General features: G+C 34.9%; 23 protein-coding genes. 7 read left to right on the forward strand and 16 right to left on the reverse strand.

From position 1 onward, the window contains the following. Window position 1: 1 nt before the first annotated feature. The gene (locus tag TYM08_RS11655; protein WP_422379319.1) at window positions 2–373 is read right to left on the reverse strand and encodes a MerR family transcriptional regulator; all 372 of its coding nucleotides are present in this window, start codon (window positions 371–373) and stop codon (window positions 2–4) included. After that, a complete protein-coding gene (ihfA, locus tag TYM08_RS11660) occupies window positions 351–653 on the reverse strand; it encodes an integration host factor subunit alpha (protein WP_422379320.1) in 303 nt (100 codons plus the stop codon). Before ihfA ends, TYM08_RS11655 begins: the two co-directional genes overlap by 23 nt. A gap of 222 nt (window positions 654–875) precedes the next feature. Here ihfA and nth point away from each other — a divergent pair, with 222 nt between their 5' ends. Further along, window positions 876–1,511: an endonuclease III gene (gene nth / locus TYM08_RS11665; RefSeq protein WP_422379321.1), complete on the forward strand. Its 636-nt coding sequence runs from the start codon at window positions 876–878 to the stop codon at window positions 1,509–1,511. A gap of 36 nt (window positions 1,512–1,547) precedes the next feature. Here nth and mqo read toward each other — a convergent pair whose 3' ends face one another. Both mqo and TYM08_RS11675 read right to left on the reverse strand, forming a co-directional pair. Next, window positions 1,548–3,098, reverse strand: coding sequence for a malate dehydrogenase (quinone) (gene mqo / locus TYM08_RS11670; RefSeq protein WP_422379322.1), 1,551 nt, complete (start codon window positions 3,096–3,098; stop codon window positions 1,548–1,550). Between the two features lie 89 nt (window positions 3,099–3,187). After that, a complete protein-coding gene (locus TYM08_RS11675) occupies window positions 3,188–3,949 on the reverse strand; it encodes a Nif3-like dinuclear metal center hexameric protein (protein WP_422379323.1) in 762 nt (253 codons plus the stop codon). A 45-nt stretch (window positions 3,950–3,994) separates the two neighbouring features. Here TYM08_RS11675 and TYM08_RS11680 point away from each other — a divergent pair, with 45 nt between their 5' ends. Further along, on the forward strand, window positions 3,995–5,128 hold the full coding sequence (locus TYM08_RS11680; RefSeq protein WP_422379324.1) for a trypsin-like peptidase domain-containing protein: 1,134 nt from the start codon (window positions 3,995–3,997) through the stop codon (window positions 5,126–5,128). A gap of 8 nt (window positions 5,129–5,136) precedes the next feature. On the opposite strand, the gene flhB is transcribed toward TYM08_RS11680, so the two are convergent. From flhB to TYM08_RS11725, 9 genes are all read right to left on the reverse strand, one after another. After that, a complete protein-coding gene (gene flhB / locus TYM08_RS11685; RefSeq protein WP_422379325.1) occupies window positions 5,137–6,273 on the reverse strand; it encodes a flagellar biosynthesis protein FlhB in 1,137 nt (378 codons plus the stop codon). A 9-nt stretch (window positions 6,274–6,282) separates the two neighbouring features. Further along, on the reverse strand, window positions 6,283–7,065 hold the full coding sequence (fliR, locus tag TYM08_RS11690; protein WP_422379326.1) for a flagellar biosynthetic protein FliR: 783 nt from the start codon (window positions 7,063–7,065) through the stop codon (window positions 6,283–6,285). Between the two features lie 2 nt (window positions 7,066–7,067). Continuing rightward, a complete protein-coding gene (gene fliQ, locus TYM08_RS11695; protein WP_422379327.1) occupies window positions 7,068–7,337 on the reverse strand; it encodes a flagellar biosynthesis protein FliQ in 270 nt (89 codons plus the stop codon). Between the two features lie 9 nt (window positions 7,338–7,346). Further along, complete coding sequence (gene fliP / locus TYM08_RS11700; RefSeq protein ID WP_422382832.1) at window positions 7,347–8,120, reverse strand: flagellar type III secretion system pore protein FliP; 774 nt, start codon at window positions 8,118–8,120, stop codon at window positions 7,347–7,349. Next, entirely contained in the window at window positions 8,113–8,514 is a 402-nt protein-coding gene (fliO, locus tag TYM08_RS11705) for a flagellar biosynthetic protein FliO (protein ID WP_422379328.1), read from the reverse strand. Before fliO ends, fliP begins: the two co-directional genes overlap by 8 nt. Before the next feature lie 7 nt (window positions 8,515–8,521). Further along, window positions 8,522–9,031, reverse strand: a complete 510-nt coding sequence (gene fliN / locus TYM08_RS11710; protein ID WP_422379329.1) for a flagellar motor switch protein FliN — start codon at window positions 9,029–9,031, stop codon at window positions 8,522–8,524. Between the two features lies 1 nt (window position 9,032). Continuing rightward, on the reverse strand, window positions 9,033–10,085 hold the full coding sequence (fliM, locus tag TYM08_RS11715; protein ID WP_422379330.1) for a flagellar motor switch protein FliM: 1,053 nt from the start codon (window positions 10,083–10,085) through the stop codon (window positions 9,033–9,035). A 14-nt stretch (window positions 10,086–10,099) separates the two neighbouring features. Next, a complete protein-coding gene (locus TYM08_RS11720) occupies window positions 10,100–10,657 on the reverse strand; it encodes a flagellar basal body-associated FliL family protein (protein WP_422379331.1) in 558 nt (185 codons plus the stop codon). A 789-nt stretch (window positions 10,658–11,446) separates the two neighbouring features. Next, window positions 11,447–12,289, reverse strand: coding sequence for a tetratricopeptide repeat protein (locus TYM08_RS11725; RefSeq protein WP_422379332.1), 843 nt, complete (start codon window positions 12,287–12,289; stop codon window positions 11,447–11,449). Window positions 12,290–12,397: 108 nt separating this feature from the next. Between TYM08_RS11725 and TYM08_RS11730 the strand changes: the two genes are divergently transcribed. Together TYM08_RS11730 and TYM08_RS11735 are read left to right on the forward strand one after the other, a co-directional pair. Continuing rightward, on the forward strand, window positions 12,398–15,241 hold the full coding sequence (locus TYM08_RS11730; protein ID WP_422379333.1) for a hypothetical protein: 2,844 nt from the start codon (window positions 12,398–12,400) through the stop codon (window positions 15,239–15,241). 3 nt (window positions 15,242–15,244) lie between these two features. Next, complete coding sequence (locus TYM08_RS11735; RefSeq protein ID WP_422379334.1) at window positions 15,245–16,825, forward strand: hypothetical protein; 1,581 nt, start codon at window positions 15,245–15,247, stop codon at window positions 16,823–16,825. Window positions 16,826–16,864: 39 nt separating this feature from the next. Here TYM08_RS11735 and TYM08_RS11740 read toward each other — a convergent pair whose 3' ends face one another. From TYM08_RS11740 to TYM08_RS11750, 3 genes are all read right to left on the reverse strand, one after another. After that, window positions 16,865–17,542, reverse strand: coding sequence for an SIMPL domain-containing protein (locus TYM08_RS11740; RefSeq protein ID WP_422379335.1), 678 nt, complete (start codon window positions 17,540–17,542; stop codon window positions 16,865–16,867). A 111-nt stretch (window positions 17,543–17,653) separates the two neighbouring features. Continuing rightward, a complete protein-coding gene (locus TYM08_RS11745) occupies window positions 17,654–18,304 on the reverse strand; it encodes a response regulator (RefSeq protein WP_422379336.1) in 651 nt (216 codons plus the stop codon). After that, entirely contained in the window at window positions 18,301–19,476 is a 1,176-nt protein-coding gene (locus TYM08_RS11750; protein ID WP_422379337.1) for a sensor histidine kinase, read from the reverse strand. Before TYM08_RS11750 ends, TYM08_RS11745 begins: the two co-directional genes overlap by 4 nt. 330 nt (window positions 19,477–19,806) lie before the next feature. Here TYM08_RS11750 and TYM08_RS11755 point away from each other — a divergent pair, with 330 nt between their 5' ends. The 3 genes from TYM08_RS11755 (at window position 19,807) to TYM08_RS11765 (ending at window position 24,772) form a co-directional block, all read left to right on the forward strand. After that, entirely contained in the window at window positions 19,807–20,895 is a 1,089-nt protein-coding gene (locus TYM08_RS11755; protein ID WP_422379338.1) for an efflux RND transporter periplasmic adaptor subunit, read from the forward strand. Window positions 20,896–20,898: 3 nt separating this feature from the next. After that, on the forward strand, window positions 20,899–24,090 hold the full coding sequence (locus TYM08_RS11760; RefSeq protein ID WP_422379339.1) for an efflux RND transporter permease subunit: 3,192 nt from the start codon (window positions 20,899–20,901) through the stop codon (window positions 24,088–24,090). A gap of 133 nt (window positions 24,091–24,223) precedes the next feature. Further along, on the forward strand, window positions 24,224–24,772 hold the full coding sequence (locus tag TYM08_RS11765) for a hypothetical protein (protein ID WP_422379340.1): 549 nt from the start codon (window positions 24,224–24,226) through the stop codon (window positions 24,770–24,772). Window positions 24,773–24,789 lie beyond the last annotated feature (17 nt).

Below are 24,789 nucleotides of genomic sequence, written 5' to 3' on the forward strand. Positions count from 1 at the left end.
ATTAATCAGAAAGAATATCGAAAATTTCTTCAAGCTCTAAGAGCATTTGTGAAATTTCTGAATGTTCAAATTGTGTATCTGCTTCAAGGCAATCTTGTTGGCGACCTAATTGACCTAACTGGGCACGTGCACCCACAATGGTAAAACCCTGTTCATGTAACAAGCTTCGAATTTGACGAACTAATAATACATCTTCACGACAATAATATCGGCGATTACCTCGACGTTTATTGGGCTGCAATTGAGCAAATTCTTTTTCCCAAAAACGCAATACATGAGGTTTTACCGCACAAAGCTGTGCTACTTCACCAATTGTGAATTGTCTTTTTTCTGGAATGCCAGGTAATTCGTTATTCGTCTTGGCTTCCTGCATAGTTTTCTACCTGAACTTTAAGTTTTTGACCTGGACGAAATGTGACCACGCGACGCGCACTAATTGGAATCTCTTCCCCAGTTTTAGGGTTACGACCCGGTCGTTGAGATTTATCACGTAAATCAAAATTACCAAATCCGGATAATTTAACTTGTTGATTTTCAATTAATGAGTCACGGATTTCATTAAAAAACAGCTCCACAATGTCTTTTGCTTCACGTTTATTAAGTCCAACTTCATCGTTTAGTCTTTCTGCTAATTCTGCTTTTGTCAGTGCCATGGTACTTAACCTCTTAGGGTCGTTAGATTCATTTACACAACTTTTTCTATTGTGCCAGTTTAAATAAGAAAAACTAGCCCTAACTTTCTGTTTTTAAATGTTTTTTTGTATTTTTGAGGGGTTTCTTTTGACTTTTACCCACAATATTGCTCATTTTTTTCAATTATGCAAAATATTCCCTATAATCCCCTTCTGAATTTTTAAAGCATTAGGCTCCCCTGTATGAATCATAACATTCGTTTTGAAATATTTGATCGATTACGAAGTGAAAACCCTCACCCAAAAACAGAGTTACATTATTCAAGTGTCTTTGAGTTATTAATTGCCGTTTTACTTTCAGCTCAAGCTACCGATGTTAGTGTCAATTTGGCAACCGACAAATTGTACAAAATTGCCAACACCCCCAAACAAATTCTTGAATTAGGGGAAGAAAATTTAAAACAATACATAAAAACCATTGGCCTATTTAATTCAAAAGCAGCCAATACAATCAAGACATGTAAAGCATTGATAGACAATCACAATGGCGAAGTACCTAATACAAGAGAAGCATTAGAAGCATTACCTGGTGTCGGCCGAAAAACAGCAAATGTGGTATTAAATACGTATTTTAAACAGCCCGTTATGGCGGTAGACACGCATATTTTTAGAGTAGCGAATCGAACTAAAATTGCGAAAGGTAAAGATGTAAGAGAAGTTGAGGACAGGTTAATTAAATTTATACCTAAAGAGTTTTTACTTGATGCACATCACTGGATGATTTTACACGGCCGTTATACTTGTACGGCACGAAAGCCTAAATGTGGGAGTTGTTTGATTGAGGATTTATGTGAATTTAAAGAGAAGATCGTCGATTAAAGCAACCCAAAACTTCGGGTTGCTTTGTTAGGATATTTACTTGACGATATTAAGTGACTTTAACGTGTATTCGCGTGTTTTAGCCAAAAGCGCCTCGTCATCAATTAATGACTGTCCGTAACTTGGAATCATTTTTTTAATTTTTTCTTGCCATTGATCGCTTTCAAACCGACTGGCAAAACATGATTCCACAATTTCTAACATAGCTTTAACTGCAACAGAAGCACCGGGTGATGCACCTAAAAGTGCAGCAATAGTTTTATCTTGACTGATCACTACTTCGGTACCAAATTGCAATTTACCACCTGTGTTTAAATCTTTTTTAATCACTTGAACACGCTGACCTGCATAGGCTAATTCCCAATCAGCTTTATTCACTTCAGGATAATAATGCTTTAATGTTTCAACTCTTTTATCAAAAGACTGCAATACTTCTTTAATTAAATATTTCGTCAAATCAAAATTATCACGAGCAACAGATAGCATTGGAATAATATTTTTAGGTCGAATAGACATCAACAAATCAAATACGGACCCTGTTTTTAAAAACTTAGTAGTAAAACCAGCAAATGGACCAAATAATAATGCTTTTTTACCATCAATAATACGCGTATCTAAATGTGGGACACTCATTGGAGGCGCTCCTACCGCCGCTAATCCATATACTTTTGCAAAATGTTGATCCACTACCTCGGGTTTATGACACACTAGCCATTGACCACTTACAGGAAACCCGCCATATTGAGCAGCTTCAGGAATACCAGATTGCTGAAGCATGGTTAATGCTGCTCCTCCTGCTCCTAAAAATACAAATTTCGCTGTCACATCGTATTCGTCTTTTTCAATTTTATTAACGACACGAACATCCCATTTCTTCTCACGGGTTTGCCACAAACCATCCACTTCATGTGAAAGCAATAGTCGAACATTCGGTAATGCCTGTAAATGGCGCATCATATTTCTAGTTAAAGAACCAAAATCTACATCACAGCCAATTTCCATGGTGGTCGCAGCTACTTTTTCGTTTGCATCTCGACCTTTCATAACCAAAGGCATCCATTTAGATATCTCTTGAGGGTCTTCAGAGAATTTCATGAGTGAAAACATAGGATGTGCACTTAATGCTTGATGACGTTTACGCAAAAATTCAACGTTCTTTTTTCCCCAAACAAAGCTTTTATGGGGTGCATTATTAATAAAATTATGAGGTTCAGGCAAAATCGATTCATTTACTAAATACGCCCAAAATTGCAAGCTCATTTCAAAAGCGGCATTGATGTCAAAGGCTTTAGATGTATTTATGGATCCGTCTTGTTGCTCTGGCGTGTAATTCAGTTCGCAATAAGCAGCATGGCCAGTTCCTGCATTATTCCAGCCATCAGAGCTTTCTTTGGCAACTTCACCTAATTGCTCAATGATGATAATTTTAATTTCAGGATCTAATTGGGTCAATAACATCGCCAATGTAGTACTCATGGTTCCTGCGCCAACTAATAAAACATCAGCTGATTGATATTGTTCGGACACTATTACACCTTTTGAATGTCGGGCTAGAAAAGTGGCGCATTGTAAACGATTTTTAACCATTTACACAGATGCCAAAAGTTGAATTTTCATGCTCAAATTAAAATTTACTGGGAACCATCAGTTTTCCAACGTTTTTAAGGATTTTTCAATTAAACAGGAACGGGACAATCAACAAATATATGTTCGATTCCAAATTTAGAACTTAAATGCTCACCTAAAGATTTTACACCATAACGTTCAGTTGCATGATGGCCACATGCAAAATATGAAATTTCATTTTCTTTAGCCTGGTGCACTGTATTTTCACTTATTTCGCCTGTAATAAATGCATCAGCAGATTCATCAATGGCATACTGCAAATAACTTTGCGCAGCACCTGTGCACCAGACTATATTTTCAATAAGCTGATTTGGATTGCCAATCAGTAATGGATCAAAATCTAAGTTTTGTTTAAATTGTTGCACTAGTTGCTGATTAGTTATTGGGGTCTTTAATTTACCTTTTAAAACTAAACCTTTAGGCAATGTATCATTTACATCACCCATTACTTGCCAATTCATTATTTGGGCTAACTGTGTATTATTTCCAAACTCTGCATGACAATCTAAAGGAAGATGATAGCCAAATAAATTAATATCATGTTCCAAAAGCGCTTTAATCCTTTTGTATTTCATTCCGGTAATAGTTTGAGATTCACCTTTCCAAAAATAGCCATGATGCACTAAGATAGCATCAGCTTTTAACTCTATGGCTTTTTCGATTAGTTCAGAAGTAGCACTCACTCCAGTGATTATTCTACCAATATGGGCTTTCCCCTGAACTTGCAAGCCATTTGGGCAATAATCTTTAAATTTATTAGACTGCAATAATGCATCTAGATATTGAACTAAATCTTGAGTTTCAATTGCCATAATTATAATTTCCACCATTGCCCAAAAGGGCATAGGATACCATATATGTTTATTAAAAATCTTTTACGACACAGTCCCCCTTTTATAATTGGTATTGGCTGCGCTCTAATTATTTCTGGTTGGATGCCAAGAGTAAAAACATTATTAACTGAACAAAAATCTGATATTACCTACTCTGAAATAATGAAAGATAATTCGTTTACACACATTGTCACGCCCGTATTACAATCGGTTGTAAGTATTTATTCAACATCTACTTCCGAACAAAGAGAGCACCCTTTATTTGACGATCCATTTTTTAAAAAGCAATTTAACTCTGAACACCAAAATCGTACTAATCAAACATCAAATCTTGGATCCGGTATCATATTAAATGAACAGGGTTACATTTTAACCAATTACCATATCATTAAAGGCGCAGACCAAATTACCGTTTTATTAGCTGATGGAAGAGAAACCCATGCAACAACCATTGGACACGATCGAGAAACGGATCTAGCAGTACTAAAAATTCAATTAAGCGGATTATTTCCCATTCAAATTGAAAGTAGCGTTCAAACACATGTTGGAGATCTTGTCTTCACGATTGGCAACCCTTATGGAGTCGGTCAATCCGTTTCAATGGGAATATTAAGTGCGGTGGGTCGAAATCAAATTGGTCTCACTACGTATGAGAATTATTTACAAACCGATGCTGCAATTAATCCTGGTAGCTCAGGAGGTGCACTTATAAATGCTCATGGTAATTTAATTGGATTAAATACAGCTATTATTTCAAACTCTGGGGGCAGTCAAGGAATTGGGTTTGCTATTCCAAATAGCATTGCAATTAGTACAGCACAACAAATTATCGAACATGGAAAAGTAACAAGAGGATACTTAGGAATTGCAGATTCTAAAATATTAAGCGTCCAAGAAGCTCAGGCAAAAGGCATCGATTTTTATGCATTTGTCATTACTAAGTTAACGAAAAATGGCCCCGCACAACAAGCAGGCATAAAAGAAGGCGATATATTAGTTCAAATAGCGGGTGAACCGATATTAAATCCTAATAATATTGGAGAAAAAATAGCAAATTTATCTCCTGGTACAAAATTACAAATTCAAATATTACGAAATACATCTTTTTATAATTTAACCATCACTTTAGCGAGTCGAGAACTGCTTGAAAATAATTAAATGCGTTTTTAAATACCGTCATAACGTAAATCATCTGGCACTTCAATATTTTGCAGTTTAGGTTTTTCACCTTGACCTTTTTTATATTGATCCATTTGATACACATAGGCTAACACTTGTGCGACTGCCACATACAAACCTTCAGGCACTTCACGCCCTATTTCAGTAAAATGATATATTGATCGGGCAAGGGGTGGCATTTGTATAATTGAAATATTGTATTCATTTGCCACTTCACGAATTTTCATAGCCATTTGATCCACCCCTTTTGCTACTAAAATTGGGACATCCATAGATTGGGGATCATATTTTAACGCAACAGAATAATGCTCAGGGTTAGTAATGACTACATCTGCATCAGGCATATCCGACATCATTCTTCGCTGTGACATTTCGCGCTGGATTTGACGAACTTTTGCTTTTACCTCAGGTTTACCTTCTGAGTTTTTGTATTCATCTTTAATTTCTTGCAAACTCATTTTTAATTTCTTTTGTACTTGGTAAATTTGATAAGGTACGTCAATTGCGACAAGCACCCAAGTAGTTAATGAAATAAATAAAAATGACCACAACAAAACATTTAATGCATGAGTTAACGCAGGCATTGTATATTCAAAGGTCATTTTAAATAAACTTTCAAATTCCACCATTAAAACTAAAACAGCTGCCCCACCAATTCCCAAGACTTTAAGCCATGATTTTAAAAGCTCAACCATAGAATTCATAGAAAACATTTTTTTTAATCCAGACATTGGATTAATTCGATTCGCTTTTGGTAAGGCAGATTTCATTGATACATTCCACCCTCCAATCCCAATCGGACCAATTATGCAGGCAATGGTTAGAATAATAAAAATAGGAAATATGCCCCACAATGCAACTTTGGTAGTAGCTGCAAAACTTGCAAGCATTTTAACTGGATCGGTGGCTTGATCTCGATCAAAAATAAAATTTATTTCAAATATTTGTTTGCCCATTTCAACTAAATTTGGACCAAAGAAAATGAAACATAAAGCGGATGCTGTTAATAAAACCGCTGTGTTTAATTCTCGTGATCGGGGAACTTGGCCATCTTCTCTGGCTTTCTCTTTTCGTTTTTCGGTGGGGTCTTCGGTCTTTTCCTGCGAGGAGTCTTCATCAGACATAATGTTCTCCTATTTCTCTAAAAGTAAATGCATGAAATTAATCACATCAGCAGTAAACCGATCGATTAATGGCACGACATTATTGAACGTTAACCAGATAATGGCGATACCACATACCATTGTCACTGGAAAACCTAATGAGAAAACATTCAATTGAGGGGCGGCACGAGTTAAAATACCAAAAGTTAAATTTACTAATAATAATGCGATGATTGCCGGTAATGAAATCGTTAGAGACGCTTTGAACATCCAACTTAAAAAATTAGCAAGTTGCATCCACATATCATTTGCAATACCACCTTGACCAATTGGCATCATATAAAAACTATCGACTAGCACCTCAATCACAACTAAGTGTCCATTAATTGCTAAAAACAATAGAGTAATTAAAGTTAAATACCACTGGGAAACAACGGCAATTGAAACCCCATTACTAGGATCGATCATAGATGCAAACCCCAAACCCGCTTGCATTGAAATCGTTTGACCTGTTAATACAAACATTTGAAATAACATTTGTAAGACTAAACCTAAAGTGATACCGATAGTCATTTGCTCAGCAATCATAAGCATATTTAATACACTAATGGATTCTAAATCTGGCATGTCCGGTAAAACTGGCACAATCATGACAGTCATAATAAATGTAAATGCAGCCCTAACTCTTAATGGAACGGTTCTAGCACCAAAAATTGGTGCGACGGCAAAAAAACCAGCAAGTCGAAACATCGGCCACAAGAAGTGACTAGACCAACTTGCGATTTGTAAATCTGTTACAAATAAGTTATTCATCGTTAACTAATCAAATACGGAATATTAGTAATGAGTTTTTCCGCGTAATTCACTACTTTTGCAACGATCCAAGGACCCGTAAAAATAATAACTAAAATAGTAATCATCAATCTTGGCAAAAAAGATAATGTTTGCTCATTAATTTGCGTTGCTGCTTGAAAAGTTGCTACTACTAACCCAACTAATAAACTTGGGACAATCAAAACTGCTACTAGAATCATCACTATATATAATGCTTCTGTGAATAAATCAGCAATGTTTAATGCATCCATTATATTCTCCTAAGTACCAAAACTTGCAGCTAATGAACCGATTACTAATGCCCAACCATCAATTAATACAAACATCATTATTTTAAAGGGCAAAGAAACAATTACTGGAGACAACATCATCATACCCATTGCCATCAATAATGACGCAATCACTAAATCAATAATCAAAAAAGGGATAAAAATTAAAAAACCAATTTGGAATGCTGTTTTTAATTCGCTGGTTACAAAAGCGGGCGCCATAATAGTAAGCGGGACATCCATTTCACTATCAAACTGTCCTTCTTCATCTGCAAGGCGAATAAATAAAGCCAAGTCATCTTCTCGAATTTGACCTAACATGAATTCCTTTATGGGGAGTTGGGCCTGAGCTAAAGCTTGCGTGGAGGTAATTTCTTCGTTTACGTAAGGTAAAATTGCAGTATCTTTAATTTGATTAAATACTGGCATCATGACAAAAATAGTTAAAAATAAAGCCAGCCCTAATAATATTTGATTTGAAGGCGTTTGTTGTAACCCAATAGCTTGTCGTAATATAGCAAATACAACAATGATTCGCGTAAACGCAGTTAACATCATGAATGCTGCTGGAATAAATGACAGCATTGTCATTAAAGCTAAAATTTGAATACTGACGGAATAGTCTCCGCCAGCTTCGGTTTCTTGGTAGGTAACTAATGGAAGTTTAAAATCATTTTCAGCAAGACTGAAAGATGGATAAATAAATAATATAGAAAAAATAAAAAAAAGTGATAGATATTTAAAATTAAATTGACGCTTAATCATCAACACTAGTAAATGAAGCGTTTCCTGTGTCATGTTTTTTATTATTTTCATTTTGTTGTTTAGCAACTTTTCCACCTTGAATCATTTGTAGTATTTTTTCAGAAAATTCAGATGGGGCACGCTCATTAAATGTGATGGGTTCATCTAATGTTTTTAATAATGAAATGTGTCCTGTACATACCGAAAGCAACAATTGCTCTTTGCCGACCTGTACAATCATTATTTTTTCTTTTGCCCCTAATGCAAGTACAGATTTAACTGTCATTAAATTAGTTTGAAACCCTTTAATGCCATTTGTTCGTCGCATTACCCAAGCACACGCAAAGATAAGGCCAATGACTAAACCCAAACTGAGAATGATTTGCATAGGATCAACTAAATTTTCTGAATTCATAAATACCTTATTTTAAACGACTGATTCGTTCTTGTTGCGAAACCACATCCGTTAAACGAATACCGAATTTTTCATTCACCATCACCACCTCACCATGAGCGATTAATGTCCCATTAACTAACACATCTAATGGCTCACCTGCCAAGCGATCTAATTCAATTACAGAGCCTTGATTTAATTGCAGTAAATTTCTGATGGCTATATTTGTATTACCTACCTCCATAGATATCGTGACAGGTATATCTAAAATCACATCTAAATCGGGTGAACCTGCGGATTGTTTGTAACCTTCATCCACCAACTCTTCTAACTCAGCAGGGGCGGGATCGTGTAAATCAGGATTATCTAAATCACCCGATTCTTCCATTGCAGATGCCCATTCATCCGCAAGATCATCATCTTGAGATCCTACTTCATCCACAAGGGCATCAATATCAATCTCTTCATGATCACTGCCTTGATCTGACCCTTCTTTTTTGTTTTCATCATTTTCTTCGGGTAAATCTTCATCACTCATATCATTCACCTTCTAGTCGTGTGCGTTCAGCTTTTGTGCCTTTTTTGGCCATTTTTCCCATAATTTTAGATTTCAAATCACCAAATTCACGTTCACTGTGATCTAAAATTTCTACAATTTTCAAGGCTAAATTCTCGTCTTTACGCCCTACTTTAGTTCTAAAAATAGGAATATTGTTAGCGGTCATTAATGTGGAGACAGGCATTTCAATGGGAATAATATCCCCCGCCTCTAATTCAACTAATTCTTTTAAACGTATTTGACGCTCAACGACCTTTGTTGATATTGGAACTTGAGCATCCATAATATCGTGGCGCAATGATTCGACCCATCTTTCATCTACATCATCAACATCCGATTGAACCCCTGCATCTAAAATTTCACGAACTGGCTCAATCATTGAATATGGCAACGTGACATGCAAATCTCCGCCACCACCGTCTAACTCAATATGAAACGTTGAAACTATAACGACCTCACTTGGACTAACAATGTTTGCCATAGCAGGGTTAACTTCACTTGAAACGTATTCAAAATCTACTTCCATCACCGCAGCCCAAGCTTCTTTCATATCAATAAACACTTGAGATAAAACCATTTGCACTACTCGAATTTCAGTTGGCGTAAATTCACGGCCTTCAATTTTTGCATGTCTTCCATCCCCTCCAAAAAAATTATCCACCAATTTGAAAACCAGCTTGGCATCCATAATAAATAATGATGTACCACGTAAAGGACGAATTTTTACTAAATTTAATGAAGTGGGGACATATAAGGTATGTATGTATTCACCAAATTTCATTATTTGCACACCACCACTTGCGATGTCTGCACTTCGTCTTAAAAAATTGAACATGCTAATTCGTGTGTATCGAGCAAATCGTTCATTTATCATTTCAAGCGTAGGCATCCTGCCACGAACGATTCTGTCTTCACTGGTTAAGTCATAATTCTTGACACCTTCAGAATCAAAACCGTCTTCTTCCTCTACTTCTACATCATCAATACCATGTAAAAGCGCATCAATTTCGTCTTGGGATAATAAATCTTGCACAGGTTATTCCTTATTTATTGTAAAACGAAACTGGTATATAGCACTTTTTCAATACCAGGCCTTCCCATTTCTTCTAATAAAATATCCTGAATTTCAACAGTAATTGAATCAATTAATGCTTTTTTACCTTCATCCGTTCGCAACACATCGTACTGTTGGGCGCCTAAAATACTGATAATATTATTTCTTAATAATGGTTCATGCTCTTTAGCAACATCGATGGTTTCTTGATCACGCGCAAACAAAGATATCTCCATTTGTAAATATCGTTGTCGACTACCAACTTGATAATTTGAAATAAAAGCTGGTTTCATCGCTAAGTAAATGGGCTCAGTTGAAATTGGCTTTCCATCTTCTCCCACTTGAACTTCAGCTTTCATTAATTCTTCTGGAGTTAATTCTGAATCAACAACGGGTTCTGGTTTAGGCATTAAAAATATAGTAAGACCAATTGAAATCCCAGCGATCAATAGCGCCCCTACAACCATCAAAATAATTTTTTTAAGGCCACCTTTTTTTGAATCCGCATCCTCTGCTGATGCTTCTTCATTTTTATTTTCATCTTCAGCCATAAGTTCTTCCCGTAAATATTTTGACAGTTTTTGAATGCAGTTAATAATGGGTCAGCAAAGCCTATGCCATTTAAAATAGCAAACCATCAAATTCGAAAAGTTAAGAAACGTTTGAAATAAACAGCGGAAATACTGGAAAGAAATATTTAAGCAGGAGATATTTTTGAAAAACAAAAGAAGATAAAAAGGTGTAAAGCTTAAGCTAGAATCATGACATTTCCTTCTGTCATGATTATTTTTAAGAAAATAGCCGAATATAGGCTATTTTTTATTAATTTAACTTAGAGTGTTATTTAGTCGACTCGACGTTTTGCTTCTTTATTCAATGAACGAATAAAAAAAAGTAAACTTGCACAAACAACAAAACAACAACCTAAAACAAATATTTGATACGACATAAAATTAACGCTCATTTTTAAATTTAACGCCATTATGCCGTTTTTTAGCTGAACACTTCGTAAAGAAAGGATTCCAATTGTCACAAAATGTAATCCAAAATTGTAATTTCAACTTATAAATCATTAAAGGAGGTGTTTATGAACGATCATTTAACTCAATAACACCTCAATAATGACCTCCTTGTTGAATATTATGCTGCCCGCAAGTAACCTAGAAGTAGTTAAAGTGGTTAAAAGCAGCTTAATTGTGCAGACAGGATAATCTCATGAATATTAAAAAGTAGAACCACCTTTGCATGAATGCCCTAAGAAGGGCAATGCAAAAGCACAATGGGGATCGCAACCTGAAATTACGGATTAAGATGTATAGCTACGATTAATTAAACGTACATCAGTATAATAATGTGTACAGTTTTCTTTGAAATTTTGCTGCGGTTTTGGCATCAGAATTTTTAATTACATCCAAATACAATACCCTAATTTGGGTTTCTTGCTTATTTGACTGCATAAATTGATATAAAACTGTGAGTGCTTCTTCTTGCCTTCCTACTTCAGCTAATTTCGCTGCATAGGTTTTTAAAGTTTCTATATTTTCAATATCTGATTCATATGTTTGTTTTAAAGCTTCTAATTCCGGACTGTCTATGGTTTGGAGTTTGACTTCTAACAATGCCTTTAATTTTGTAAAGCGCTCATCTTGCTCAACATAGGGTACTTGATTCAATATTGCTTGCGCCTCAACTACTTTAGTTGTTTCTAACATACAATGTACCACATGCATTTTAATATCGTTACGTTGATTGCTTTGCTCTAATGCAGGAAGTAGAAGGGCTAAGGCCTGCTCAAACTGAGTTTGTTCAATGAGTTCAAGCGCTTGGGCTAAAGCAATATCCCAAGGCTTTGGTAAATGTTTATCAATAAAAAGTGCAACCTTTTCGGCAGGAGCAATTTCTGCAAACCCATCAATTGGTTGCCCATCTTTCACCAAAACAACGGTAGGTAAACTTTTTACATTAAATTGTTGTGCTAAATTTGGAAATTGATCACAATCAATTTTACTAAAAATCAATTTATCTTGATACTTAACCGCTACTTGCTCAACTGTTGCTAATTGGTCGACACTTTCCTCAAATGAAGGTGCCCAAAACACAACAAGTACTGGATATTGTTTGGAATGTTCCAAAAATAGTTGTTCGAAATTCTCTAAGCTAACTTCTTGACAAATGCCACTCATATTTGACCTTTTATTTGTTATGTAACTTTTTTAGCTTAATTAAGGTTGAACATTGCAAGGGTTATGCGCTCATAGGTAGAATATGAGTTTTTATACATTGGATTATTTATGTTGCAACGATTTAAACGCCCTATTGTGTGGGCTTTGGTTTTACTTACATTAAGCGTGTTATTATCTTTAGTGGTTTACAATACATTTAAAGCCGCCCCTATCCCAGCAACGCCTGTGTCAAATATATGGAAACCTCAATCATTAACTCAACGATATTGGGTGGATGAAGGTAAAAATCAAGTCGATATATTAAATATCACCCCAATCAATCCTAATAATCTTTATGAACTTAACAACATTGATCCAAATCACTTAATCAATCTCAGCCTAAAGTTAAAATTTGGCACTGTAAATACTCAATATAACAACACTAGTTTTATTGAAGATCTGATCAATCAGATACTGAATACACCCATTATAAACTCAAATTCTGATCAATCTGTTTCATTTCAAACCTGGATTCAAAAATTTGCTGGTACGCTAAATGTGACATATTTAGATCAATCTACCATTATTGATATTGAGATTCATCACAACCAATTTGATCCATTAATAGATAATCTTTTTCATAGCCTATCATCAGCATCATTTGAAGACAGTCAAAAAGAAGCATCATATGTTGATCACATGACTGGATTTTATCAACAATTTTTTCATAGTGACTATTTACAATTAATAGTTTATAGCCAAATAAAAGCCGAAATCGTAAATGAAAAAATTAAAAGCGCCAGTCAATCATTACCCAAAACTTATCGTGAGCTTGCTGAAATTGAAGTTTTACCAATATTCGACCAGCTCCCAATTATGCAAAAAATAGCTAGTGATCAAGAGTTACAGAAGTTTTTTATTGGATTTAAAATTAATGCGACAAAAAATGTAAATTTACTTAACTATCTTGACCTTATTACCCAATCGCTGATCTCCGACACACCAAATAGTGTCAAACATCAAATCCATGAACACAATCAAATCATAAACATCCAGCCAACATTAAAATCTATTGGGAATGATTTAATGCTATTTGGGCTTACAATAACACTAGAAGGTACATTAGAAGTAGATACCATTAACAATTTAGATATTTGGATGTCATATTTCAATTCACTTAATGTTGATAGCTTTAAAAATGCTTACGACCAAAAAAATCAACATAATCATTTAACTCAGTCACAATTTAAAATGAGCACGCCGTTAAATTGGATTCATTCACTAAACGAATTACAAACAGGTGAGTTAAAAGATATTTTAAAAAATGAAAACAGCATCATTGCTTTTGATCCAGTTTTATTTAACTCTTTGCACGCACAATTTAATGCAGATAATTTATACATTTCAATTGAATCAAACCAATATACAACAACTAAAGATTTACGCTTAAGCAGCCGATTATTAAGTCAATTACGAACAACCAAAAATGAAGTATTTCACTTTTTGGACAATCCATTTAATTTAACGCAACCTATTAGTGAAACTGAATCAGAAAATATTTTGTCGAATTTATACAGCAACCCTCCACAAAAAACGACGTTACTAAAAGCGACTGACAATCAAATTTCTGCAACACTTTGGTACTTTAATAATATTTCAACACCTAAATTTTCACAGTTCAATCTTCAAGTGGCTCTTAAGCGGGACAATTTAGAAAACTTTCAATCCCTAGCATATTTATACAGTCGGTATCTTCAAATACAAATACAAGATGTTATTTGGTCCGCCAAGCAACGTGATATTACTTTGAGTCTTGAATACAATTCGGCACTTAACACTTTTGATTTCAAATTTTCTGGACCTTCTGAACATAGTGAAACAACGTGGCTAGCTCTTTTAAATCAAATTCGTCATTTAAAAAGCGCAACAAAAAATTTACAACAAGCCAAAGACTCAGTCATTTTTGAACTAAAGCAATTAAATCAACTTACTCAATTTGCTAATGAAATTTTAATGAGTAGTAAAAATAATGACGAGTTAATTCATCAGATTGAATCAACCAGCATGAATCAACTACTTGAGTTTGAGTTAAATTTAGATTTCACTCACGCATTGATGTATATCAATCACTCTAAAAATGAAGATATTGCAAATTCACTTTTTAAAAAATCATTATTAAACTTTAAAAAAATCCAAGGCAACAACAACAACAACAACAACAACAACAACAACAACAACAACAACAACAACAACAACAACAACAACAACAACAATCAAGGTGAACCATTAACACCTAAAGTAGTTAATTTAAACAATGAACATTACGTGTATAAAATTCAAACTGAGAATCTATTCTCCAGCATTTTAAGCCGAGTTGAATTAGATGAAGAACATTATCGTTCAATTGCAATATCATTGCTTTTCAATCAATTAATTTCAAAACGTTTTGAAGAGACTTTTAACGATAAAAATTTATCTGACATCGAAAACAGCGTTTCAATTAAGGCATTTAATAAAGGTAAAAAAAGTTACATCGATTTCTATTGGGCATCCAACCAAATTGACCCAGCGCTTTTACACTTACATTTAGATCAAATTTTATCCGAGCCATTATCGTTCATTGAAAACATAGATTCTAACAATTTTGACACTATCAAAACTCATATTGCTTATTCATTAAAACAGCGCCCTATTTCTGAATTTTTACTTGCCGACCAACATTGGCAACATATCACCCAAAATCACATCCACTTTAATGACAATATGAGAATCGCTGCTGAATTGGAAAATTTATCTAAAGACAGCTTTGTTCGCATATTAAAAACTAAAATACTTGCCAATAACTCTAAAAAGTTAAGCATATTTGATATAAGCAGCAATGATGTATTAATCAAACAATACAATGCAAACAAACAATATTTAAAAGATATCACCACCCTAACTACCACGGATCAATTACGTAAAAGCGAATAACATATGACTAAACTAATAAGGATATTTTTTCCCCTAAAGTATTTAATATTATTAAGCACTTTAGGGGCATTAAATAGTTGTTCAAATTTCGCTATCAATCCCCCACCCACTCAAACCACCACCCATGTTACCTATGATTTATTTAACACGATTAAAAATGAAGAGCTGCCGGCACATCAAAAACCTGCCAGTGATTTTACATTTAATGAAACTAATTTAGACACTAAATTAGATCAGTGGAAATTATGGCTAGCGACCAACTGCAACAACATTAAAACAAACTGGCAAGCTTGCCTACAAAGTACGATTATAATCAAACAATTAAACACCAACAATTTAAACGAATTACTTGCACCCGAACATGATACTTTTAAAGATGTATTTTTAGCTTTGTATTTTCAAAATCAAGCTGAGTTACTATTAAACCAATACAGTGACCGCAAGCATAAAATTCAAGCAGCGCATCTATTTATTAAGGCCAAAACACTTTTAGAGTCCAATAAAACACCTAACATTCAAGAGTTTCAAAATTACTTAATTCATTTAATTGAGCTTCAACTTTCAATTATGGTGCACGAAGATAGTTTTTTGGGCGTAATCATTGCTCCGCCTGCACTTATCCAAAACAACAACTATGATTTAAATTTTGCAATTTTAAACTGGAGCGCTCAAGCTTTATTACGAAATAGTCGAGCACTAAAAAAGATTAGAAAAAAATCAAAAATACTATCTAAGAATGCTTGTTTAATCTCTTTAGAAACAGCCATTAAATATGAACATAAATTAAATAAAAAATGGGCTACGATTTACATTATAAAATTTGAAAACGCATTAAACTCCATACATAGTCAATGTAACCAATTTAAATATAACAATTATTTCTTTGACTTGGTTTTATTATCATTCAATCAATCTAACTGGAACCAAAATAACCCATTTGAATTTAGCCAAACAAAATCTCATGCTGTTGTGACTCAAAAATCAATCCTTAACAAAAGTGACTCATTGGATTTTGCATTAATCGACTCATATTTATCTGAAAACCCATTAGATGCATTAATGTATATTCACATTGCATCCTTAAAAAAACCTAACGAGTTAAAATCAAATGATCCTTGTTTTAAATTAAATCCAAGCAACATCGATTGTTATATTTTTTTAAATAACTACCAACCCATTAAACAACTTAAAAATCGTGATTTTATAATCAATCAATTAGTTTATGTTTTTCCCTATGAATTATTACTGCATCAATTAACAACTCGATTAAGTCATTATAGAGAACAATTAGGCATTCAATTCGATGAACGATTGATTATGGAAACGATATTTCAAAAGCAATTTACAATAGCATTACAACAATCTAACTTTAGCAATTATCAATTAAAATTATTGTACGCATATTACGCAATATTTAATTTAAGTGATTCATTTTTAAGTGATAGCGACAAATCAACCATTACTGATTTCTTTTTCACTCAAAAAGGTTACCAACTAAAATGGGAATTAACAGTAATTGTCCAGGATATACTTACAGGTATTCAACGACAGTATTTTCAAGTAGACACAAAAAAGCCCGAGTAATATACCGGGCCATTTTCAAACTATTTTCGACATTATTTTTTAATTTAAATTAAACTCAACTTGAACTTGCACTTTAACCTGCACTGATTCATAACCTGGTTGAGCTTGTGAGTCAGATTCTACAGACATCATTCTAGCTTGCATAAACGGCATAACTTGGCTATTGATTTCAACTATGCTAATTGCAGATCCTAAGTTTTGTTGGTAGGTTTTTGCCATTATCTGCGCTTTGTGTTTTGCTTTTTGTAATGCCAACACTAATTGATTATCTTCTTGTGCTTGCTGATTTACAATTTTAAATTTTGTATTATTAAGTGTCACGTCATCATAAGTAGCAATTTGATCATAAATTTTTTGTAAATTTCCAAGTTTATTCACATCAATCGTCAAATCCATCGATGCAAATTGACCATTTAATACTCGTTTTCCATTTATATAACTGAATTCATCACCCTGTTTAATATTCGATTGTTCAATGTCATTTATTGAAACACCCAATTGGCGTAAAGCAATGGTTAATCGATCAAATGTACGACTGACATTATCTCGCGCAAAGTTTGTACGTTTTTCAACAGCACGTACTTGTAAAGAAAGTGTGGCGGTATCCGGAACAATTTCAGCTTCTGAAGAAGCTGTGACAGTGATCGATCCTGCAAAAAGTGGGAACGCTATAAAAGAAGTGACTGCGACGAAACATATTTGAGTGAGCATTTTCATAATTTTTATTACCTTTCTTGTAGTAGTTTTTTTATTATCAATTCAATCTTTATTGGAATGAGTATTGTGCATATTTTATCTGAACAGACTATTAATACATTCTCATTATTATTAAATTAAACCGCCGTCAATTGCTTTAAGCACGGCTCTGGTTCGATCTCGCACCCCCAGTTTAGCCAAAATACTAGAAACATGATTCTTAATTGTGCCTTCAGATTTAAATATTGCGTTGGAAATCTCTTTATTGGAAAAACCTCCTGCCATTAATCTTAAAATTTCAATCTCTCGCTGGCTGAGTGTCTCGCTCATTTCAAATGGGGCTTTAGGTGCCTGTCCTTGAAATTCATGATACCCTTTTACCACTCGTTCAGTCATGGTTGGTTGTATCAAAGTACCGCCAGAGGCAACGGTTCTGACCGCTTCAGTTAAAGATTCTAAAGATACATCCTTTAGTAAAAAGCCTTTTGCACCCGCTTGAATAGCAGATAAAAACAATTCACTATCATCAAATGTGGTTAAAATGATGACGGGTATTTTTATGGCCATTTGGCGCATCTTTATTAATGTGTCTATTCCGTTTAAAACAGGCATTCTGATATCCAATAAAATAATATCAGGCTGACATTCACTCAATTTTTGAATGCCAGCTTCCCCATCACCAGCCTCAGCGATTACTTTTATATCCTCACTTAACTCTAATAAGTTCTTAATACCACTTCGTACTAATGTTTGATCATCTATTAATAAAACGTTTATGTTCATAATGTTTCACTGCCTTCGTGTGGAATATTCACTGCCACTTTAAAACCATGTTTAAAATCAATTATCAATTGACCGCCTAATCTTTCTATTCGTTCTCGCATGCCAGTTATGCCATTTCCTTCAGCAAACGTTTTATTCATATTTCTTAGTGCCTGACCGCCATTATCATGAATATTGACATTGATCGCGTCCCCTACCTGCTGGACATCAATTTTTACAGTTGTTGCAGAAGAATGCTTTAAACTGTTTGTTAACGATTCTTGAATCACACGCACAATTGCTTCTGCAATGGCAGCATTTGATAATCTAAAAGAGGAATTAATATTAAACTCAATCTGTAATCGAGGAATTTTTTTAATGATATCTTCAATGGTTGCTTTTAAATTGATAATGGAATCTTTTCTGATATCTTGCACCGTTTCACGCACATCCGATAATAATAATTTTGCTAAATCATGTGACGCTTTAACTTTCTCTTGAGTCTTGCCTTCGGTGGTATGGGTTAAAAATTGCAGATTTAAAATTAATGCAGTCAAATGATGGCCCAATAAATCATGTAATTCTCTTGATATTCTTAAGCGCTCACCTTGTTTTACGGAATCATTTAATAAATTATGGGTAAGGATCAGTTCTTCATTTAATAAACTGATCTTATCTTTGGCTTGTTTGTCTCGATGAACCTTACTAGCCATAGCGTACACAAAAAAGTTGATCCCTATAAATAACAGATAACGCATCATTGGAGAAAACTCACCTGAATGCACCCCCGCTTTTTCTAAAACAAATAAACTGACAATTGCCATGACTAATGTAGAGAAGAAACCAACAATCGGATTCACTTTAAACGGCAACTGTGCCACCACTAACAAAAGCAACAACCCAACAAATCCTTCTGCCACTACCCAAAACAAAAGCAGTACAAATACAAACTGAGCATCAATTGCAATCAATCGTTTAAACCGATCGTAATGGTGGTACTTTTCATCACGAATTGAAAAATAAAAAGTCACAATAAAGCCAAGCATTAATAAAATTGCTATAACCACTTCAGGTGATGAATTGCCAAAATGCACCGACTGATTTTTGACAATTAGAAAACACATAATCATCCAAGCAATATAACCTGATAAATTTTCAAGATAGACACCTAAGTCTTTTTCACACACCCGCATTTTTGTCCCCACTTAATATTAATACCGATATTACGCAATGGCTTTTAGTATAACAGTGTACATCGTCATAAACCCCAATTCTAAGCACAGGATTTTACATTTAACACCTATCCTATATTTCACAATAACTTATCGCCGAAGCTGACTAATTCCCGTGTTTTTAGCAAGAAATTGACTAATGGCACTAACGATTAGTTTCAATATAAGCAAAATGCGCTACTTTTAAATAATTAGAAAAAATGAAACTTTATTATTGTCTTGGCAATTGAATTATTCACAATTCTTTTTATTCAACTTATTAATCTCAACTCTTACTTTTGGAATTTGATCATGCAAATTAAACTCGGGCATTACATTGCGGCTTCTATCATTATTGTCGTTGCTTTTTATATCTTAACTGGAAGCAATATTGAAAAAAGTCAGGATGAATCATTGGCTGATATTTCGGACATTTCAGCTTTGACAAATGTTCAAGTAGTAAAATCAAAAGCATCAAACATTTCAAAAATCATTCAAGCAACAGGTGAAACCCAAGCCGGACGAGTTGGAAAAATTACCTCTCAAACATCTGGTGAAGTCATTTCAATTTTAAAGAAAAATGGCGATTTTGTGAAAAAAGGAGAATTGGTTGTTAAAATCGATCCATCAGATCTTAAAGTTCAGTTATCTTCAGCCAAAGCGCTAGCAGATCAACGTTTACTTGAATATGAAGCAAACCAGTCATTACAAAAACAAGGCTTGCAAAACAAAACGCTTTTGGCTCAATCAAAAACGGCTTATGAACAAGCTAAAACCAGTGTTTATAGCTTAGAGTTACGTATCAAACACCTAGATATTACAGCGCCTTTTTCTGGGACTATAAACAATATGAGCCTTGAATTAGGTTCTTTCGTTACAACAGGTATGAGCATTGCGGACTTATTTGACTTTGACCCTTACCAAGTGATCTTGCAGGTATCTGAAAACGATATTCGCCACATTCACGTAGATATGCCAATTGAAGTGCAATTATTAACGGGTGAAAAAGTAATGGGCAAAGTGACATTCATTAATGCCAGCGCCAATCCATCTACTCGCACTTTCAAAGTTGAAGTAACCATCAATAAAAATTCAGTTGCCACTCCACGTTCTGGGATTACAGCCAAAGTTTCTATTGCCTTAGAAAAACAAATGGCTCATAAATTAAGCCCTGCACTATTAAACCTTGATCAAAATGGCATGCTGACCATTTACACAATCAATGAGAACAATCTAGTAGAAACAAATCAAGTAAATATAGTGAAATCAGAAGTAGACGGAACGTGGGTTTCTGGTTTACCAACAAATATCAATTTGATTGTAGTCGGTCAAGGGTTTGTTGAGCCTGGTGAAGAAGTTATGCCTTCTTATCGCCCTGATTCACTAAGCAACGAGGAGTAATTCATGAGCGCAATTATTGCTGCATCATTAGATCGAGCACGTGCTGTTGTCCTTTTATTTGCTGTGCTATTTATTATCGGGATTGCTTCATTTTTTTCGATTCCAAAAGAAAACTTCCCTGATGTTTCATTAGCTAACGTTTATGTATCAGTTAGTTTAAAGGGGATCTCCCCTGAAGATGCTGACAACATGTTGGCTAAACCCCTTGTACAGGATTTAAAAACTCTAGAAGGCTTAAAGACTTATAGCACCACATCCAGTGAAGGTCATGCATCCATTAACCTTGAGTTTCGCTCTGGTGTAGATATTGATGACGCCATTCAAGATGTTAAAGATGCAGTTGATAAAGCCAAAAGCAAGTTACCAACGGATGCTGATGACCCCACGGTTACTGAAATTAATTTATCTGAATTACCGGTAATTAATATTTCACTTTCAGGTAATGTGGATGATGATTCATTATTTGATGCCGCTGAAGAGTTACAAGAAAAAATAGAGTCTATTCGTGGCGTGCTAAAGGCACCAATTAATGGCCTACGCGAAGAAATTGTTGAAATCATTGTCGACCCATCATTAATGGCAAGTTACAACTTATCTCATGCTGAATTAATTGCAACTGTTCGAAATAATAATAAATTAGTAACAGCAGGTAACATTGATACAGGCGCAGGTCGTTTTGCGGTTAAATTACCAGGTTTGATTTCAACGATTGAAGAAATTTTAGACCTTCCAATTAAAACCGAAGGATCAACGGTTGTTCGCTTTCGCGACATTGCGACCTATCAGCGTACTTATAAAGAGCCAAACACATTAGCTCGAGTGAATACAAAACCTTCAGTTACAATCGCAGTGTCTAAATCATCTGGTGAAAACCTACTTGAAATGATTGATGAAATTAAATTAGTAACCGAGCAAATTACAACCACACCTTCTTGGCCAGCCGATATTGAAGTGGTTATTTCAGGTGATCAATCAAAAGACACGCGTGACAGCTTAAACTCTCTTTACAATAACGTAATCTTTTCAAGCTTATTAGTGTTTGTGGTGATTGTTTTTTTCCTAGGTTTTAGAACGGCAACATTAGTTGGACTAGCCATCCCAACTTCATTTTTAGTCGGAATTATGGTGCTAAACATGATGGGCGTTACGCTTAACATGGTTGTATTATTCGCCTTACTATTAACATTAGGTATGTTAGTGGATGGTGCCATTGTTGTCACTGAATACGCCGATAGACGCATGATAGAAGGCGCGAATCGAAAAGTAGCGTACAAAGAAGCGTCGATTCGAATGAGCTGGCCTATTATCGCATCCACTGCGACTACCCTTTCAGTGTTCATACCTTTATTATTTTGGCCTGGTTTAATGGGCGGATTCATGAAGTACTTACCTATTACAGCACTGGTAACCTTAGGTGCATCATTAGGTGTCGCCTTGATTATTATTCCAACATTTGGAAGCATTTATGGTAAGCCTTCACCATTAACTAAAAAAGAAGCAGCTTCATTACAAGCAAGTAGTGATGGCGATTTAAATGACGTAACGGGCTTACCCGGCCTATACCTAAAAATGCTGACTGTATTACTCAAGCGTCCAGGCATTACAGCCCTAAGTATTGTATTTGTTGTATTCGCTACATTCTTTGTATATGTAGGATCCAGCCCTAAAGTTGAGTTTTTCCCTGAGCAAGATTCGGGAATGGGCCAAATAGTAGTAAAAGCACGTGGCAATTTATCCCTTACTGAACGCGATGAAATAGTGCGTGAAGTAGAATCTAAGATTTCAAGCTCTAATGTCATCAAAGCAATGACTACTACAGTGTATGCCACAGAAAATAGAAATCAGTCAGAAGATACAATTGGTTTTATTCAATTAGAAATGATCGATTGGCAACAACGTGAGCCTGTTGGAATATTAATGGAAAAGATCATTAAAGAAGCCAACACAATTGCAGGTGTGATCGTTGAAAGCCAAAAAGCCGCTCAAGGGCCCACTGCTGCTGTTGATATTCAGATGGAATTTAACGCTGAGTCCGCAGCAGAACTCAATACAGCCATGAGCGCAATCTTAAAAGAGATTAATAGCAATCAAACGTTCATCAACGATGAAGGGGTGCACCAAATTGCTTCAATGGTAGATAGCCGACCGCTTCCTGGTATTGAATGGCAGATCACTTTTGATCGCGAGGCGGCAAGTCGCTACAACGTTAGCCTTGACTCTGTTGGTTCTTCATTACAAATGGTGACTAGCGGTTTGAAAATTGGCTCATTCCGTCCTGATTATTCCGATGACGAACTGGATATTAATATGCGCTACCCGTTTAATGGTCGTGATTTAGATCAAATCCAACAATTAACAATTAGCGCTCAGGGTCAACAAGTGCCTTTATCTAACTTTGTTACAGATGAAGCGGCTCCTAAAAAAGGAACGGTTGTACGCACTGAAGGTAATCTAAGTATTAACTTAGACATTGATGTCATTGAATCAGCTAACGTTCAAGATGTGATTAATTTGATAACAACAGCGTTAGAAGGCATGCAAAATAGTAATACTCTGTCTTCTGATGTTAACTTCAAATTTAAAGGTGACCAAGAACAACAAGCGGAGACAGGTGCATTTTTAGGCCAAGCATTATTTGCATCGATTTTCTTAATGGTTTTCATCCTATTGATTCAATTTAATAGTTTCTACCAAACCTTCTTGATTATGGTGTCAATTGTACTTGCGATAGCAGGTGTACTTATTGGTTTATTAATTACTGAAAAACCATTTGGCATTGTCATGACCGGAGTAGGCATTATTTCCCTTACAGGAATTGTGGTTAACAATAACATTATATTAATCGATACATTTAATGTCTTACGCCAATCTGGCTTAGATGCTAAAGAGGCCGTCATTCGCACCTGTGCACAACGTATTAGACCAGTTATGTTAACCACCATTACTACGATTCTAGGCTTAATGCCAATGGCATTTACAATAAACTTAGAGTTTGCTATTGATTCGCGTGGCTTAACCTATGGATCTCCTTCTTCGCAAATGTGGACAGGTCTGGCTAACGCAATTGCAAGCGGATTAACATTCGCGACCATTTTGACTTTAGTATTTACTCCTGCACTTTTATTATTTGGCGCACAATTTAATCAACGTCGAAAAGCAAATAAGCAAAAAAGATTGGAATTAGCCGAAGATTAATCTCGGTTAACACTAAAAAGCCTCTTTTGAGGCTTTTTTTATGTCTTATTGTAAATTTCATTAAGTAATATTTTCACTGTTTAAGATGTTCAACTACTCTGAAATTAAATAAATTGTAAAATGAAAAATTACTATGGCAACGTCAAATAATATTCAACAACACGCCCCTTCAGATGATGTTTGGAATTACACAAATGACACCATTCGATTGTTATCACTTTCGGTTGTACAAATAAAAAGTATTCTGACAGATGGCGGAGAATCCGTGTCAGAACTGACGGACTCTTTTATTCATATCGCGTACAAAATTAACAAATTATTAAGCGACGTTGATGAACTCACCTCTAATCCTGAAGACTTAACTGAAGTACACGAAAAAATTCAACAAGGCATTGTTGCATTTCAATTTTATGATCGAATCAGTCAACGCTTAGATCATGTATCAAACAGTTTAAATCAATTAACCCATATCATCAGTGATAAAGATAAACGTAACCAGCCAGAAACCTGGATCAATTTACAAAAAGGAATAAAACGCAAATATACTATGGAATCAGAGCGTGTTGTTTTTGATAAGATAATGGACGGTGACAGCATAGAAAATGCGCTTGAAGCTTATAAAGCTTATTCTAGTACTCATGAACACACAAAAGACAACTCTGATGATATTGAGTTGTTTTAACTCTTAACTCTTAATTT

Source organism: Marinicellulosiphila megalodicopiae, assembly GCF_045862395.1.
Lineage (GTDB): Bacteria > Pseudomonadota > Gammaproteobacteria > Pseudomonadales > Natronospirillaceae > Marinicellulosiphila > Marinicellulosiphila megalodicopiae.